16 protein-coding genes are annotated in these 16,239 nt (G+C 70.5%); 4 read left to right on the forward strand and 12 right to left on the reverse strand.

The window, feature by feature from the left end:
* Positions 1-7: 7 nt before the first annotated feature.
* Complete coding sequence (locus FL583_RS01530) at positions 8-1,471, reverse strand: NAD-dependent succinate-semialdehyde dehydrogenase (RefSeq protein ID WP_142702592.1); 1,464 nt, start codon at positions 1,469-1,471, stop codon at positions 8-10.
* A gap of 175 nt (positions 1,472-1,646) precedes the next feature.
* On the opposite strand from FL583_RS01530, the gene FL583_RS01535 reads away from it, so the two are divergent.
* Genes FL583_RS01535 through FL583_RS01550 form a run of 4 tightly spaced genes read left to right on the forward strand, consistent with a single transcriptional unit; the run spans position 1,647 to position 4,121 of the window.
* The gene (locus tag FL583_RS01535) at positions 1,647-2,501 is read left to right on the forward strand and encodes a 3-hydroxyacyl-CoA dehydrogenase family protein (RefSeq protein WP_205751763.1); all 855 of its coding nucleotides are present in this window, start codon (positions 1,647-1,649) and stop codon (positions 2,499-2,501) included.
* 10 nt (positions 2,502-2,511) lie between these two features.
* Positions 2,512-2,835, forward strand: a complete 324-nt coding sequence (locus FL583_RS01540) for a DUF4286 family protein (protein ID WP_142702593.1) — start codon at positions 2,512-2,514, stop codon at positions 2,833-2,835.
* 21 nt (positions 2,836-2,856) lie between these two features.
* Positions 2,857-3,798: a VOC family protein gene (locus tag FL583_RS01545; protein WP_142702594.1), complete on the forward strand. Its 942-nt coding sequence runs from the start codon at positions 2,857-2,859 to the stop codon at positions 3,796-3,798.
* An 11-nt stretch (positions 3,799-3,809) separates the two neighbouring features.
* On the forward strand, positions 3,810-4,121 hold the full coding sequence (locus FL583_RS01550; protein ID WP_142702595.1) for a hypothetical protein: 312 nt from the start codon (positions 3,810-3,812) through the stop codon (positions 4,119-4,121).
* A 49-nt stretch (positions 4,122-4,170) separates the two neighbouring features.
* Here FL583_RS01550 and FL583_RS01555 read toward each other — a convergent pair whose 3' ends face one another.
* Genes FL583_RS01555 through FL583_RS01605 form a run of 11 tightly spaced genes read right to left on the reverse strand, consistent with a single transcriptional unit; the run spans position 4,171 to position 16,229 of the window.
* Positions 4,171-5,685, reverse strand: coding sequence for an APC family permease (locus FL583_RS01555; protein ID WP_142702596.1), 1,515 nt, complete (start codon positions 5,683-5,685; stop codon positions 4,171-4,173).
* A 27-nt stretch (positions 5,686-5,712) separates the two neighbouring features.
* Positions 5,713-6,918 carry an NAD(P)/FAD-dependent oxidoreductase gene (locus tag FL583_RS01560; RefSeq protein WP_142702597.1) on the reverse strand — a complete coding sequence of 402 codons (1,206 nt, stop codon included), beginning with the start codon at positions 6,916-6,918 and terminating at the stop codon, positions 5,713-5,715.
* A 1-nt stretch (position 6,919) separates the two neighbouring features.
* The gene (locus FL583_RS01565; RefSeq protein ID WP_142702760.1) at positions 6,920-8,548 is read right to left on the reverse strand and encodes a thiolase C-terminal domain-containing protein; all 1,629 of its coding nucleotides are present in this window, start codon (positions 8,546-8,548) and stop codon (positions 6,920-6,922) included.
* A gap of 19 nt (positions 8,549-8,567) precedes the next feature.
* On the reverse strand, positions 8,568-8,891 hold the full coding sequence (gene fdxA / locus FL583_RS01570; protein WP_142702598.1) for a ferredoxin: 324 nt from the start codon (positions 8,889-8,891) through the stop codon (positions 8,568-8,570).
* Between the two features lie 28 nt (positions 8,892-8,919).
* Entirely contained in the window at positions 8,920-10,296 is a 1,377-nt protein-coding gene (locus FL583_RS01575; RefSeq protein WP_142702599.1) for a cytochrome P450, read from the reverse strand.
* Positions 10,297-10,352: 56 nt separating this feature from the next.
* Positions 10,353-11,711, reverse strand: coding sequence for a cytochrome P450 (locus tag FL583_RS01580; protein WP_142702600.1), 1,359 nt, complete (start codon positions 11,709-11,711; stop codon positions 10,353-10,355).
* Between the two features lie 14 nt (positions 11,712-11,725).
* Positions 11,726-11,917 carry a ferredoxin gene (locus FL583_RS01585; protein WP_142702601.1) on the reverse strand — a complete coding sequence of 64 codons (192 nt, stop codon included), beginning with the start codon at positions 11,915-11,917 and terminating at the stop codon, positions 11,726-11,728.
* A 13-nt stretch (positions 11,918-11,930) separates the two neighbouring features.
* Positions 11,931-12,803, reverse strand: a complete 873-nt coding sequence (locus tag FL583_RS01590; protein WP_142702602.1) for a mycofactocin-coupled SDR family oxidoreductase — start codon at positions 12,801-12,803, stop codon at positions 11,931-11,933.
* Positions 12,804-12,829: 26 nt separating this feature from the next.
* Positions 12,830-14,287, reverse strand: coding sequence for an aldehyde dehydrogenase family protein (locus FL583_RS01595; RefSeq protein WP_142702603.1), 1,458 nt, complete (start codon positions 14,285-14,287; stop codon positions 12,830-12,832).
* Positions 14,284-15,099 carry an NAD(P)-dependent oxidoreductase gene (locus tag FL583_RS01600; RefSeq protein ID WP_142702604.1) on the reverse strand — a complete coding sequence of 272 codons (816 nt, stop codon included), beginning with the start codon at positions 15,097-15,099 and terminating at the stop codon, positions 14,284-14,286. Before FL583_RS01600 ends, FL583_RS01595 begins: the two co-directional genes overlap by 4 nt.
* Positions 15,096-16,229, reverse strand: coding sequence for an amidohydrolase family protein (locus FL583_RS01605; protein WP_142702605.1), 1,134 nt, complete (start codon positions 16,227-16,229; stop codon positions 15,096-15,098). Before FL583_RS01605 ends, FL583_RS01600 begins: the two co-directional genes overlap by 4 nt.
* Positions 16,230-16,239: the final 10 nt, after the last annotated feature.

A 16,239-nucleotide genomic window follows, 5' to 3' on the forward strand; every position in this document is an offset into this window, starting at 1 on the left:
CGGGACCTTATAACGCTTGAACCGCCAGACCGACGAGCTTCTCCTCCAGGTATTCGCCGATCCCCTGTGGTCCGCCCTCGCGGCCGAGCCCGCTCTCGCGGACCCCGCCGAACGGGGCCGCGGCCGCCGTCGGGTTGATGTCGTTGATGCCGACGATCCCGAAGCGCAGCCCCTCCGACACCCGCGTGGCCCGGCCGATGTCGTTCGTGTAGACGTAGGACGCCAGCCCGTACGTGGTGTCGTTGGCCGCCTCCAGCACCTCACGCTCGTCGTCGAACGGCAGCACGGCGGCGATCGGGCCGAACGTCTCCTCGCGGTAGATCGCCATCTCGGGCGTGACGTCGGCGAGCACGGTCGGCGCGTAGAAGTATCCGCCGTCCCTGGCCAGCCGGGTACCTCCGACCAGCACGCGGGCGCCCTTCGCCAGGGCGTCCGCCACGTGCCGTTCCATCTTGCCCAGCGCGTCGGCGTCGATGAGCGGGCCGATCCCGACGGCGGGGTCCAGGCCGGAGCCCGCGCGCAGCGCGCCGACGCGCTCGCAGAGCGCCTCGACGAACCGGTCGTAGATCGGACGCTGCACGTAGATGCGGTTGGGGCAGATGCAGGCCTGGCCGGTGTTGAGGAACTTGACCAGCGCCGCGCCCTTCGCGGCGTGGACCGGGTCGGCGTCGTCGAAGACCAGGAACGGAGCGTGGCCGCCGAGTTCGAGCGACACCCGCTTCATCGTGGCCGCGGCTCGCGCCGCGAGGTGCTTCCCGACCTCGGTCGACCCGGTGAACGTCAGCTTGCGGACGACGGGCGAGTCCAGGAGGACGGTCCCGATCGACGCCGGGTCGGAGGTCGTGACGAGGTTGACGACGCCGGCGGGCAGGCCCGCGTCGGAGAAGATCTGGAACATCGCGACCGCGCAGAGCGGGGTCTGCTCGGCCGGCTTGAGGACGACCGTGCAGCCGGCCGCCAGCGCGGGCGCGACCTTCCTGGTGATCATCGAGATCGGGTAGTTCCACGGCGTGATCGCGGCGACGACGCCGACCGGCTGGCGCAACACGGTGAACCGCTGGTCGGCACGCGCGGACGGGATCGTGCTGCCGTAGACCCGCTTGGCCTCCTCGGCGTACCAGCGCAGGAAGTCGGCGCCGTAGCGCACCTCGTTGCGCGCCATCTTCAGCGGCTTGCCCTGCTCGCGGGTCATCAGCAGCGCGAGGTCGTCGGCCCGCTCGAGCATCAGGCGGTGGGCGGCGTCCAGGAAGTCGGCGCGTTCGTACGCGGTGCGGGCCGCCCAGGGGCCGAACGCGGTGCCTGCGGCGGTCACCGCTGACGTCGCGTCGCACGGGTCGGCGTCGGCGACGTGCCCGATGACCTCGCCGGTCGCCGGGTCGGTGACCGCGAACGTGCCGCCGCCGGTCGCGTCCTTCCAGGCTCCGTCCAGGTACAGCTTCCCGATCAGCCCGGAGTCGTTGGTGTCGTCCATCAGCTGCGACCCGCAATCAAAGCGTAGATACTTTTGCAATCACCTAACGATAACGGACGTTGCCCGTCGCCAGACCTCGTCCGGAAGTTCTGGCCGTCTTGTCCGCGGCCGAGACGCTCCTGTATAGATAGATTGACAAGCTTCAAAATGAGGTGCCGGCCGTCGAGGAGTACGCGTGCAGATAAAGCGGGTGGCCGTGATCGGCTGCGGGACGATGGGCGGTGGCGTCGCCCAGGTTGCGGCCCAGCGCGGCTACGAGGTCGTCGTCGTCGAGAAGGACGCGGCGGCGGCCGAGGCCGGGCAGCAGCGCGTGACCGCCGGTCTCGACCGGCAGGTCGGGCGCGGCCGCATCTCCGCGGACGACAAGCAGACGGCGCTCGACAAGCTGCGGTTCGGCACCGACCTGGAGTCGATCTCCGAGGCCGACCTCATCGTCGAAGCGGTCTACGAGGACGTCGAGCTGAAAAAGGCCCTGCTGGCCCGGATCGACGCGATCGTCGGGCCGGAGACGCTGATCGGCTCGAACACCTCGACGATCCCGCTGGTGATCCTGGCCGGCGCGACCACCCGGCCGGAAGCGATCATCGGCGTCCACTTCTTCAACCCGGTGCCGGTGATGAAGCTGGTCGAGGTCATCAGGACCCCGATCTCGCGGCCGGAGAACATCGACGCGTTCGTCACGTTCGCCAGGGATCTGGGCAAGACCCCGGTCGTGATCAACGACGTGCCCGGGTTCGTCGGGAACCTACTCGTCGTGCCGTTCCTGCTCGACGCGATCCGGGCGTTCGAGCGGGGCGTCGCGCCGATGGAGTCGATCGACGAGGTGCTGCAGCTCGGGTTCAACCACCGGATGGGCCCGTTCCGGCTCTCCGACCTGATCGGGCTGGACATCGTGCACGACATGGCCGCGTCGATGTACGAGGAGTACAAGGACCCGAGGTACTTCCCACCGCCGCTGCTCAAGCAGTACGTCCGGCTGGGCTGGCTGGGACAGAAGACCGGTCGCGGTTTCTACACCTACGACAGCTGAGAGGCACGAGATGGCAAAGACGCTGCTCCTGGTCTCGACCACGCCCGCGTCGGCGGACGTGGAAGCGGAGTACCACCGCTGGTACGAGGAGGTCCACGTCCCCGAGCTCAAGGCGGCGATCCCCTCGATCACGGTCGTGAACCGCTACCGGCTGCACCCGGCCCCGGGCGACGAGGCCGCGCCGCCGCGGTACCTCGCGGTCTACGAACTCGACGAGGACGACGCGGGCGCCGCCACCGCCGCGCTCTTCGCGGCCCTGCCCGGCACGACGCCCAGCGACACGATCGACCTGACCGGCCGGCCGCCGACGATGGAGTTCTACTCCCACCTGTAGTCACCGATCCGAGGACGAACCATGGAACGAGTTCCGAAGAAGACCGGTGACTACGGCATCGGCATCATGATCCACTGCATCCACATGACCGACGACGTCAAGCAGCTCAACGACTTCTACCGGGACGTGTTCGGGGCGCACCTGTACATGGGCGCCGACGAGCCGAACTACCTCCCGCCGGAGGACCGCTGGGCCAGCCTGATGATGGTCAGCGACCTGTGCGTCGAGACGATGGCGCCGAACACGCCGGTCGATCCGGCCAAGCCGGTCGGCAAGTTCTACACGAAGTTCGGCCGGCACTGGCACTCGGTCGGCTACAAGGTCGACGACCTGTCCGGCCTGGGCAACAACATGATCGCGACCGGCATCTACGTCGGGAAGCCGGGCGGCGGCAAGGTCGAGGAGATGGCGCCCGAGGTGCCGTACTTCTACCCGAGCCCGCGGGACATGTTCGGTCTGATGGCCGAGATGTGCGTGATGGACATGCCCGGCGACCCGCGGCTGCTGCCGGACTGGTCGGAGCGGCAGCAGACCTGGGAGACCGCGCACCCGCTGACGATCCGCCGGCTGGCCCACGTCATGCTCGGCGTCAAGGACCTGGACGCGGCGGTCGACTCGTACGTCAACCGAGTGCAGGCGGTGCCGCTGCAGAGCGGTATCGACGACGTCACCCAGGCCCGGTTCCAGATCGTGCAGCTGGGCGACTCGCTGTTGAAGCTGGTCCAGCCGCTGGAAGAGACGTCGGATCTCGGGCGTCACGTGGCCAAATACGGCAACATGATCTATGCGGTCACGTTTCGGGTCGCCGACCTCGATTCGGCCGAGCGCTGGCTGGCCAGGAAGAACATCCGGACGAGCCGGCCCACCCCGACGACGCTCGCCGCCGACCCGGCCGACACCTGGGGCGCGCCGTACTTCTTCACGACGGACTCGGTGCCCGACGATCCGTTCGAGAACCACTAGGAGAATCCGCCATGCCTACCTACTCCGTCGGTCAGCGCCTCCGGAGCGCGGTCTCCGGCGTCGAGGCGATCGTCGTCCGCGTCCCCTCCGGGGACGTGACCATCACCTGTGCCGGTGCGCCGATGCTGAGTCCGGACGACGAGCCCGACGGGAGCCTGCCCCCCGCCGACCCGGCCCAGCGTCACACGCTGCTCGGGAAGCGGTACCTGGACGCGGACAGCGACCTGGAGATGCTGTGCGTGGCCGCCGGGCCGGGCGAGATCGCGGTGGACGGGCGGACGCTCACGATCAAGACCGCCCAGCCGCTGCCGGCCTCGGACTGAGCTCCCCCACGACGAAGGGCCGCCCGATCCGGGCGGCCCTTCGCCCGTCTCAGCCCCGGCGCTCCCGAGACGGCCCGGGCTCCCGAGACGTCCTGGGCTCCCGGCCCTGGCCGATCGCCGCGTAGACCTCCGGCTTCGTCTCGCGCAGCACCAGCGCGTACCCGGCCCCGGCCAGCAGCACGACGACGATGAGCCCGGGCACCAGCCACGACGCATACCCCGGCGCGTTCGGCACGACCGAGTCCAGCCGGAGCACGCCGTACAGAAACAGGCCGCCGGTGGTGAAGACCGCGCTCACGCCCGCGACCACCTGCCCCTCCCAGCCGAAGAACCCGCCCTCGTCGGCCTCGCCCCGCATGAACCAGAGCGCGGTCGCCGCGGACGCCAGCGTCAGCGACCCGATGATCGACAGACCGGCCCCGACGATCAGCCACTGGGGGATCACGCCGGTGGTGGAGAACGACGCCGACAGCGCGATCAGCCCGCCGACGACCGGCAGCGCCAGCCGTGCGGGCCCGGCCGGCTGATCACCGGGTCGCGGGATCGCGAACGCCTTCGGCAGCACGCCGTCGCGGGCCAGCCCGGCCAGCTGACGCGCCCCGGCGTTGCCGATCACGACCCCGGTGACGAACAGGCCGAGCGTCAGGTTCGTCAGCACCAGGTCCATGACCAGTGACTGCGACCCGATCCCGGCGAACTTCACGACCAGCCCCGGCACCAGGAGCTGCCCGTCCGCGGTCGCCGAGGCCGCGGTCTCCGGCCCGACCGCGATGCTCACGGCCCAGGCGCTGAGCACGAGCACCACGGTGGTCAGCCCGTACGAGAACGCGGTCGCCCTCGGCACCGAGCGCGCCGGATCGGCCAGCTCCGTGCTGTAGGACGTGCCGACCTCGGACCCGATGAACGCGGTCACCGCGAACACGAGCGCGACCCCGAACGAGCCGGAGAGCAGCCAGGCCGGGTCGAGCCCGGCGAACGACACCGGGTGGCCGTCGGCCGGGTTGGATATCGCGACCAGGTCGAACCAGACGACGCCGATCGTCTGCTCGACCGCGACGACGATCGCGATCCAGACGATCGTGCGCAGCGCGAGCCGGGTCGCACCGGCGATGACCGCGAGCCCGATCAGCAGGGCCGCGGTCGGCGACAGGTCGACGTCGAACACGCCGGCGACCAGCGCCTCGAGGATCCGGGCCAGCAGGCCGTAGAACCCGGCCGCGATGCCGAGGTAGGCCACGAGCACGAGCGCGGCCGTACCCAGGCCGATCACCCGGCCGAGGCCGTAGGTGACCTGGACGTAGAGGCCGCCGGAATGACGGATCCGGCGGCCGAGCCCGCGATAGCCGACCACGTACCCGAGCAGGATCAGGCCGGCAAGCAGGAAGACGAGGGGTGTCGCGACGACCTTGCCGTAGGCCCAGGCGGCCGGCATGACCGACCACAGCAGCATCAGGGGCGCGTGGGCAATGACCAGCAGTGCGACGAGATGGCCGGTCCGGAGACCGACGACCGGCTTCCGGGGAGAGGGATGGGTGGGTCTGGACGCTTCATCGAGTCTGGACAAGGAAGGGGTTTGTCTTTCTCGGTCAGATCAGCGGACCACGCCGCCGATCAGCTCTTGGGCCAGGGACAGGACGGTTCCGCGGTGGGCGCCGGTGGCCACCAGGCCGCGTAGGCGGGGCAGGTGGCGCGGGGCGCCGAAGCCGGCCACCGCCACCAGGCGGTCGCCGGCGAAGTACCCGATCACGGTTCCCCGCACCGGGCCCCCGTCGAGGCCGTCCCCGATCACCTGGAGCACGTTGTCGGCCAGGTCGGGACGTCCGACGAGCTGGATCTTCAGTCCGAACTGGTCGGACCACACGTACGGGACGCTCGGCGCGGGCAGCTCCAGCCCGAGGATGTCCCGGGCCACGATCGCCGCCTGATCGACGGTCGTGGTCCAGTGCTCGGTCCGGCACCGGCCGCCGCGCACGTCGTCCCACCAGGCCGCGACGTCCCCGAGCGCCCACACGCCCGCCGCCCCGACGGCCCGGCCGGTGCGGTCGCAGGCCACGCCGTCTCCGACGTCCAGGCCCGACCCGGCCAGCCAGCTGAGCTCCGGGGTGGCCCCGATGCCGACCAGCACGATGTCCGCGCTCAGCGTGGACCCGTCGGCCAGTTCGACGGTGTGCGCGTCGACGAACCGGCTGATCCGGCTGCCGCAGCGCAGGTCCGCACCGGACTCGGTGAACAGCCGCCCGGCCAGCGCCCCGCCCTCGCGCCCGAGCGCCCGCTCGCACGGTCCGGGCATCGCCTCGAGCACCGTGACGTCGAGCCCGCGGGCCCGGGCCGCGTGCGCGACCTCGGCCCCGATGAAGCCGCCGCCGACGACGAGCAGCGAGCGCGAGTTGTCGAGCGCGTCCCGCAGCGCCAGCGCGTCGTCCAGCGTGCGCAGCGACCACACCGCGCCGGGCTGACCGGGGATCGCCCGGGCGGTGACGCCGGTCGCGATCACCACCGCGTCACCGGCGACCGAGGTCCCGTCGTCGAGACCCACCGTGGTCCCGTTCAGCGACACCGCGGCCGAGCCGAGCCGGTACGTTATGTCCAGCTCGTCCAGGGCCGGCTTGTCGCGCAGGATCACCCGCTCGGCGTCCCAGGCGCCGGAGAGGATCTGCTTGGACAGTGGCGGGCGGTCGTAGGGCGGGTGCTCCTCGGCTCCGATCAGCGTGATCGGTCCCCGGTGCCCGCCGCTGCGCAGCTGCTCCGCAGTCCGGACGCCACCGAGCCCGGCGCCGACGATGACGACGTGTTCCATCTCAGTCCCTCCGCAGCAGCAGGACCCCGCTGGGTGTCAGCCCACCGCTGCTCACCACGGCCACCCGGGCGTCGGGCACCTGACGTTCGCCGCCGTCGCCGCGGAGCTGCACGATCGCCTCCTGGAGCAGCCCCATGCCGTGCGTCCGGCCGTGCGAGAGCTGCCCCCCGTGCGTGTTCAGGGGCAGGACGCCGTCCCGGGCGATGTTCTTGCCCCCGTCCAGGAAGTCCTTGGCCTCGCCGATCCCGCAGAAGCCCAGGGCCTCGATCCACGACAGGCAGTTGAACGTGAACCCGTCGTAGAGCTGGGCGACGTCGACGTCGTCCGGGCGCAGCGACGTCCTGGTCCACAGGTGCGCGGCCGGGCCGAGGACCTGGGGCTCGTGGGTGGACGTGCTCTGGTCCCACTCGACCCGCTCGATCAGCTGGGTGCCGACGGCCTCCACCCGGATCGGGGGCCTCCGCAGGTCACCGGCCGAGTCCGCCGCCGACACGACGACCGCGATCGCCGCGTCGACCGGCACGTCGCAGTCGTAGAGGCCGAACGGCGTCGTGATCAGCCGGGCGCCCAGGTAGTCGTCCATCGTCATCGGGTCGCGGTAGGTCGCGGCCGGGTTGAGGCCGGCGTTCGCCCGCTGGTTGAGCGCGATCCAGCCGAGCGTCTCGCGGGTCGTGCCGTACTTCTGGAAGTGCCGCTGGGCGTTCATCGCCAGGCCGTGGGCGGCCGAGGTCGCGCCGAACGGCACCGACCAGCCGCTGTCGCCGGGCACCCGGTTCCCGGCGAACGGCAGCTCGCCGCGCTTCTGCATCTCGTCGTGCGTCGACTGCCAGATCGTCCGGAAACACAGGACGTGGCGGGCCAGCCCGGCGGAGACCGCGAGCATCGCGGCGATGACCGACCCACCGGGACCGAAGGTCTCGGCGCCGCCGTTGTACCAGGACGGCCGGATACGCAGCGCGGCCTCCAGCGCGGTGACGCCACCCTCGCCGAACCCGCCGGCCGGACCACCACCGGGGTAGGTGGAGAGCCCGTCGATGTCGTCCATCGTCAGGCCGGCGTCGGCCACCGCGGCCTCGCAGGCCTGCACGGTCAGGACCAGCGGGTCGACGCGCAGCCGCCGCCCCATGTCCGACGCCCCCACCCCGGAGAGCACGACGTCGTCCTCGAACTTGCGGGTCGTGAGCATCGGACGGACCCGGGACCGGATCTCGTCCGGACCCTCCTCGTCCTCGGCCACCGGCCCGGGGTCGCCGGCGATCGGCCGGAAGAGCGGCAGCCAGACGTCCTCGACCTGCTCGAACTCCACCCGCACCCGCTGACCGACGGCCACCTCGCCGGGTTCCACCAGACGGGTCGTCAGGCGCACCCGCGGGTCCTCGTCCGGCGCGACCCGGGCGATCACGTACGGCGGCGGCAGGCCGGGCAGGCCGAACCGGTGGTTGACGGTGAAGCCGACGACGGTGCCCAGCCCGGACAGGTCCCGGATCTCCAGCGCCGTCGACCGGCAGCGCGGGCAGGCGGGTTTCGGCGGGTGGACGTACCCGGCACACGACGTGCACTGCTGCATGCGCAGCACGCCGTCGGCGCCCGCCTTCCAGTAGAACTCGTTCAGAATCGAGACGTACGGCAGCGGCCTCACTCGGCCCCCTTCATTCGGACTCCTTCACCGGCAGCGCGGCGACGAACGGGACGTCCGGCAGCGGGCCGGACACCTTGGACGTGCCACCGGGCGAGCCGATCGTGGCGAAGAAGACCACGTTCGCCTCGGCGTACGGCCCGAGCTCGGCCGGCAGGTCGTCCTCGTAGAAGATCGCCTCGACCGGGCAGACCGGCTCGCAGGCGCCGCAGTCGACGCACTCGTCGGGCTGGATGTACGCCATCCGGCCGCCCTCGTAGATGCACTCGACCGGGCACTCCTCGACGCAGGCCCGGTCGAGGACGTCGACACAGGGTTCGGCGACCACGTACGTCATATCTGCGTGCTCCTTCGCTGGGTAGCCGTCACTCGCCGAGCTTCGCCGCCGCCTTGCGGACCGTGACCGGCTCGGCCAGCCGCTGCTCGTCGCAGATCGCCTGCATCCGGGCGATCGTCTCGTCGAGGCCCGCGCCGATCCGCGGACCCGGCGTGAACGTGGCCGGCAGGTTCTTCATCCCGTTGATGACGCCGGTGGTGTCGTAGTGCACGGCCCCGTCGGGTTGGCAGACGAAGTCCGGCATCCGGTCGAGCACCTGCCGGATCATCGTCTTGAACGTCGCCCGGGCCACGTTCGAGCCGATGCAGCGGTGGATGCCCAGCCCGAAGCTGGAGTGCCGGTTGCCCTTCCGGTCGAGGTGCACGGTGTGCGGGTCTTCGAACACGGTCTCGTCGCGGTTGGCCATCGCCCAGGAGAGCCAGAGCCGCTCGCCCTCCCGGAAGCGCACGCCGTCGATCTCGGCGTCGACCGCGATCGTGCGCCCGTCGCCCTGGGCCGGCGTGTAGAAGCGGAGGAACTCCTCGGTGGCCGAGTCACGCAGGTTCTCCCAGTCGGCGGAGAGCCGGGACCGCTCGGCGGGGTTCTCGGACAGCCACTCGAGTGCGTGCGCGGTCAGCGCGGTCGTCGTGTCGAAGCCCCCGCCGATCAGCAACTGCACCGCGCCGAGGATGTCCCGGTCGGACGCCGGCGCCCCGTTGATCTCGGCCTTGATCAGCGCGTCGATCAGGCCCGGACGCGGGTTCTTCCGGATCTCGGTGATCCAGTACGACGTCCGTCCGCGGGCCTCGAGGTACTTGGTGAAGACGTCCATGATCTCCGGCGAGTCGGGCCGGGTGTAGATCGTCGCGTGGGCCGGCTCGCAGTGCACGATCCAGTCCTCGAGCGGCATCCCGAGCATCGCCATCGTCACGACCGCCGGGACGACGTTGGCCAGGTCGTCGACGAAGTCGATCCGCCCCGACTCGATCTTCTCGTCCAGGCAGGCCCGGGTGATCTCGTCCATCACCGGCTGCCAGCGGACGACCGCGGCCGGCGAGAGGTAGGGATTCAGCGCCTGGCGGTAGTGCCGCTGCTCCGGCGGGTCCATCTCCAGGAACCCGCCGATCGGCTCGCCGGGCATCCGGGGCGGCGGCGGGATCGAGATGCCCCAGTACCGGCGCTTCACCTCGTCCGGGTCGTTCTCGTTGGAGAGCACGTCGGCCCGGCGGGCGATGTCGAAGACTTCCTTGTTCCCGCTGGTGAACCAGTAGCCGCCGTGCGTCTCGTTCCACGCGACCGGGCAGCGGCCGTGGAACTCGTTCGACAGCTCCTCGAACTCGGTGCGGTAGCGCGACGAGTGCCGGTCGAGGTTGATGCGATGGGGCTTGCTCTCGGGGTCGGTCTCGCGAGCGTCGTCGATCGTCATCGGTTGTCACTCCAGCTGAGGGAGTGCGGCGGCGCCGTCCGGCGCCGCCGCATCGGTCAGTCGGCGAGCTTGGCCGCCGCTTTGCGCACGGTGACCGGCTCGGCCAGACGCTGCTCGTCGCAGATGACCTGCATCCGGGCGATCGTCTCGTCGAGGCCGGCGCCGAGACGCGGGCCCGGAGTGAACGTGGCGGGCAGGTTCTTCATCCCGTTGATCACACCGGTCGAGGGGTAGTGCACCGCGCCTGCGGGGTCGCACACGAAGTCCGGCATCCGGTCGAGGACGTGCCGGAGCATCGTCTTGAACGTCGCCCGGGCCACGTTCGAGCCGATGCACCGGTGGATGCCCAGGCCGAAGCTCGAGTGCCGGTTGCCCTTGCGGTCCAGGTGGATCGTGTGCGGGTCCTCGAACACGGTCTCGTCGCGGTTGGCCATCGCCCAGGAGAGCCAGAGGCGCTGGCCCTCCTCGAACTTGACCCCGTCGATCTCGGCGTCCAGCTGGATCGTCCGGCCGTCGCCGACCGCCGGCGTGTAGAACCGCAGGAACTCCTCGGTCGCGGAGTCACGCAGGTCGTCCCACTCCCGGCTGAGCCGCTCGCGCTCCGCCGGGTGCTCGCCGAGCCACTCGAGCGAGTGCGCGGTGAGCGCGGTGGTGGTGTCGAACCCACCGCCGATGAGCAGCCCGGCGACGCCTACGACGTCCCGGTCGTCGGGTTTGGTGCCGTTGACGTCGGCCTTGATGATCCCGTCGATCAGGCCGGGGCGCGGGTTCTCGCGGATCCTGCGCACCCATTCCTCGGTGTGCGCCCGGGCCTCGAGCATCTGCTGGAACACCCGCAGGAAGTCCGGCGAGTCCGGCGGCGTGTAGACGCTGGCGTGCGACGGTTCGCAGTGGACGATCCACTCCGACAGCGGCATGCCCAGCATCGCCATCGTCAGCACGGCCGGGACGATGTTCGCCAGGTCGTCGACGAAGTCGATCCGCCCGGACTCGATCTTCTCGTCCAGGCATGCCCGAGTGATCTCGTCGATCACCGGCTGCCAGCGGGCGACCGCGGCCGGCGAGAGGTACGGGTTGAGGGCCTGCCGGTAGTGCCGCTGCTCGGGCGGGTCCATCTCCAGGAACCCGCCGATCGGCGAGCCCTTCTCGCGTTGCGGGTGCGGGATCGAGATGCCCTGGTAACCCCGCTTCACTCCGTCCGGATCGGCCTCGTTCGACAGCACGTCGGCCCGGCGGGCGATGTCGAACAACTCTTTGTTCCCGGACACGAACCAGTAGCCGCCGTGCGTCTCGTTCCAGGCGACCGGGCAGCGGCCGTGGAACTCGGTCGACAACTCTTCGAACTCTTCCCTGTACCGGGTCGAGTGTCTGTTGAGCTGGATCTTCTCGATCATCCGGGCGTCGTCGATCGTCATGTGCTGCTCTCCGCTCAGAACAGGATGATGGCCTGCTCGGGGCAGGTGCGCGCGGCTTCCTTCGCGAGGGTCTCCTGGTCCACGGGGACGTCCTCGCTGACGGCGTGCGCGTGGCCGTCGATGTCGCTGAGTTCGAACAGGTCGGGGGCGGTCATCGCGCACAGGGTGTGCCCCTGGCAGATGTCCGGGTCGACACGAACCTTCATGGGAGCAGCCCTCTCAGACGTGGAAGTCCTGGAACTTCAGGTAGGAACCGGCATCGACCCGCAGCTGCATGCCGGTCACGTAGCGGGCCTCGTCGGAGGCCAGGAACAGCACGCCGTTGCTGATGTCACGCGGCTCGACCCACGGCACCGGCATCAGCTGCTGGAAGTAGAACGCCGGCGTGGCGTCCTCCTTGGTCGGGTTCTCCAGGTCGGGCCGGAACGCCTTGTACATCGGCGGGCTCTGCAGCATCGGCGTGTTGCAGTTCGTCGGGTGGATCGCGTTGGCCCGGATCCCCCGCGGGCCGAGGTTGCGGGCCAGCTCGTGGACGAACTCGCAGACCGCCTTCTTCGCGTACTGGTAGGAGGCGCCACCCGGGTCCTGACCGACCTGGCCGGCCGCCCCGAGGCCGGCCCCGGTCATCGCGACCGCGGCCGACGCGGTCGCGATGATCGACGCGCCCTCCTTCAGGTGCGGCAGCGACGCGTGGATCGCGTTGATGACGCCGAGCAGCAGCGTGTCGACGCCGTCCATCCAGGCCTGGACGGCCGGCTCGCCCTTCATCGGGGCGATGCCCGCCTGGGCCACGACGATGTCCAGGTGCCCGAGCTGGGCGATGCCCTGCTCGACCGCGGCGATCAGCTGCGAGCGCTCCCGGACGTCGGCCTCGACCGCGACGATCCGCCGGTCGAGCGCCTCGACCTCCTTGACGGTCTGCGCGAGGTCGTCCGAGGACGACATCGGGTAGTTGACCGTCTCGAAGTCCTTGCAGATGTCGACCGCGATGATGTCGGCGCCCTCTTCGGCCAGCCGGACCGCGTGGCTACGCCCCTGGCCGCGCCCCGCGCCGGTGACGAACGCGACCTTGCCCTCAACCCGTCCTGCCATGTCGAACCCCTCTGTTCGTCGATATCTCAGCGAGTCGGCCACGCGATGGTCTTGACCTCGAGGAAGTCCTCGAGGCCCTCGGTGCCCCACTCGCGGCCGAGGCCGCTCTGCTTGTAGCCACCGAACGGCGATTGGACGTCGAACCAGTTGCCGCCGTTGACGCCGACCGTGCCGCTGCGCATCCGCCGGGCCAGCCCCATCGCGCGCTCGAAGTCGGCGCTGTGCACCGCGCCCGACAACCCGAAGATCGTGCTGTCGGCGATGCGCAGCGCGTCCTCGTCGTCGTCGAACGGGAGGACGACCATGGCCGGGCCGAAGATCTCCTCCTGCGCCACCGCGGACTTCGGGTCGACGCCGGTGATCAGCGTCGGCTCGACGTAGTAGCCCTTCTCGAACCGGTCCTGGGGCCGGCCACCGAGCGCGATCCGGCCGCCGTCCTGGCGGGCCGACTCGTAGTAGCCGAGCACCTTGTCGCGCTGGGAGCGGTTGATGACCGGGCCCATCAGGTTGTTCGGGTCGGTCGGGTCGCCCCAGGGCAGCTGGGCCATGATCGCGGCGAGCCCGTCGACGGCCTCGTCGAGCCGGTTCCGCGGGACGAGCAGGCGGCTCTGCACCGCACAGCCCTGGCCCGCGTGCACGCAGATGCCCATCCCCAGGCCGGGCAGGACCTGCGCGAAGTCGACGTCGTCGAGCAGGATCGCGGCCGACTTGCCGCCGAGCTCGAGCGTGACGCGCTTGATCGTCCCGGACGCGGCGGCCATGACCTTGCGCCCGGTGCCGGTGGAGCCGGTCAGCGTCACGTGGTCGACGTCGGGATGGCTGGCGAGGATCTGCGCGACGCTGTTGTCGCTGGTCGTGACCACGTTGAGCACGCCGGCCGGAAGGTCGGTGTGCTCGGCCGCGATCTGCCCGAGCGCGAGCGCGCTGAACGGGGTGTCGGGCGCGGGCTTGAGCACGACCGTGCAGCCGGCCGCGAGCGCCGCCGCGGTCTTCGCGATGTTCAGATAGAACGGGTAGTTCCAGGGCGTGATCGCGGCGACCACCCCGGCGGCCTCCCGCCGGACGACCCGGGACGTGGCCGTGCCGTAGAACTCCTTCTCCGGCAGCGGGGTCTCGAACTCGTACGTGCCGAGCAGGTCGATGTAGTGGTCGATGAAGCTGATCGGGCCCTCGAGCTGGATGGCTCCGGTCAGCGCGACCGGGCTGCCCGACTCGGCGACGACGAGGCTCCGCAGCGCCTCGACGTTCTCGCGCAGGGCGTCCCGCAGCTGGGTGAGGCAGTGCCGGCGGAACTCGACGTCGGTCGACCAGGTCGTCGTGTCGAACGCCCGCCGGGCCGCCCCGATCGCGGTCTCGACGTCGGTCGCGTCGGCGTCCGGGGCCACGCCGATGACCTCTTCGGTCGCCGGGTTGACGTTGTCGAACGTGCGCCCGCGCCCGGCCGGGACGAGTTTGCCGTCGATGAGCAGGCGGTGGTCGGTCATCTGGAGCTCCTAGCGAGGGCACGGGCGTGTTCGGGTAAGAGGTCGGCGAGCGCCTGGTGGGCGGCGGCGAGCGCGCCGAGGTCACCGCCGAGCTCGGCGACGACCTGCCGGACGACCGCGACGTCCTTGCCGACGAACTCGCCGGCGGCTCGAGCGAACGTGCCGACCGACCCGGCGCGGGCGACTCCGCCGAGCGCGTAGCTGTTCGCGCTGCCCTGCGGTAGGGCGGTGAGCAGCGCTTCCTCGGTGACGCCGAGCTGGGCGCCGAGGTCGACGGCGGCGGCGAGCAGGCCGATGTTCGCGGCGAACAGCGCGTTGTTGATCAGCTTGACGCGCTGCCCGTTGCCTCGGCCGCCGACGTGCAAGATCGGGTCGCCGTAGCTCCGGAAAATCGGGCGGGCCCGCTCCACCGCCTCGGAAGCGCCGCCGACCAGCAGCGTGATGTGCCCGGCGAGGATGTCGTGCGGGCCGCCGCTGACCGGCGCGTCGATGACCTCGATACGGTCGCCGAGCGCGTCCGCGGTGGCCGGGCTGCCGGTCGTGTGCAGGATGAGCAGCGCGCCCGGCCTCATCGCGTCGATGAGGCCCGGAGCGACCTCCTTCACCTGCTCGTCGGTGTGGACGCAGATCAGCACCGCCTCGGCGCCGTCGGCGACGTCGGCCAGGGTGGGAACCGCGGTCGCACCGTCCGACTCCAGCGCCGCCTTGGCGGCGCCCGAACGGACCAGGACTTTTACCCGGTGGTCCGCGCCGACCAGACGTTGCACCATCGGGCGCCCCATCCGGCCGGCGCCGACGAAACCGAGTCTCATGCGGCGGGGAAGTTGAAGATGCGGCGGGCGTTGCCCTCGACGATCAGCCGGGCCTCGTCATCGGGGACGTTCGCGAGCTGCTCGCCGAGGACCTTGCGGGTGTGCGGCCAGTTGCAGTCCGAGTGCGGGTAGTCCGACTCGAACAGGATCTGCTCCACGCCGATCGAGTGGCGCAGGTCGATGCCGTTCTGGTCGGAGATGAAAGCCCCGTAGATGTGGTCCTTGAACAGCTCCGACGGCTTGCGCTCCTGGTCGATGTTGCACCAGTACCGGTGCCGGCCCCACGAGTAGTCGGCCCGCTCGAGGATGTACGGGATCCACCCGATCCCGCCCTCGGACAGCACGAACTTCAAATTCGGGAACTTGTAGAACACCGGCGAGATCAGCAGATCGACGCAGGCCTGCATCGAGTTGAGGCCGAACAGCGCGATCGTCACGAACATGTCGGCGTCCTCGGCGACGCCGCCCGGCGCACCGCCCGACCCGAAGTGCACCGACAGCGGCAGGTTGCGCTCCTCGGCGGCCCGCAGGATCGGGTCCCAGTGATCGGTGTGGTAGCTCGGCAGCCCCACCCGGTGCGGAGCCTCCAGGAACGACACCGACCGGGCGCCCTTGTCGGCCGTCCGCTCGATCTCCTTCACCGAGGCCTGCACGTCCCAGAACGGGATCATCACCAGCGGGATCTGCCGGCCCGGCGCGTACGCGCACCACTCGTCGAGAATGAAGTCGTTGTAGGCGCGGATGCACTCCGCGGCCAGGTCCTTGTCGTCGGAGGCGTAGAACGTCGAGCCGGCGAAGCCGCCCATGTTCGGGAAGCAGAGCTGGGCCCAGACGCCCTCGACGTCCATGTCCTTGATGCGCTGCTCGATGTCGTGGCAGCCCGGGCGCATGTCGTCGTAGCTGCGCGGGTCCATCCCGAACTCGCGCGGGTGCTTTCCGGCCACCGCGTTCAGCGCGAAGTTGCCGGACGGCTTGCCGTTGAAGATCCAGGTGTCGTTGCCGTCGGGCAGCCGCTCGATGCGCGGAGCGACGTCCTGGTACTTCGCCGGCATTCGGTCGAGCCAGACCCGGGGGTGCTCGATGACGTGGTCGTCGACCGAGATGATCCTGGCGTCGTCGGGGAGCGGCATGTGCGTGCCT

The sequence above is a fragment of the Cryptosporangium phraense genome (genome assembly GCF_006912135.1).
Taxonomy (GTDB): Bacteria; Actinomycetota; Actinomycetes; order Mycobacteriales; family Cryptosporangiaceae; genus Cryptosporangium; species Cryptosporangium phraense.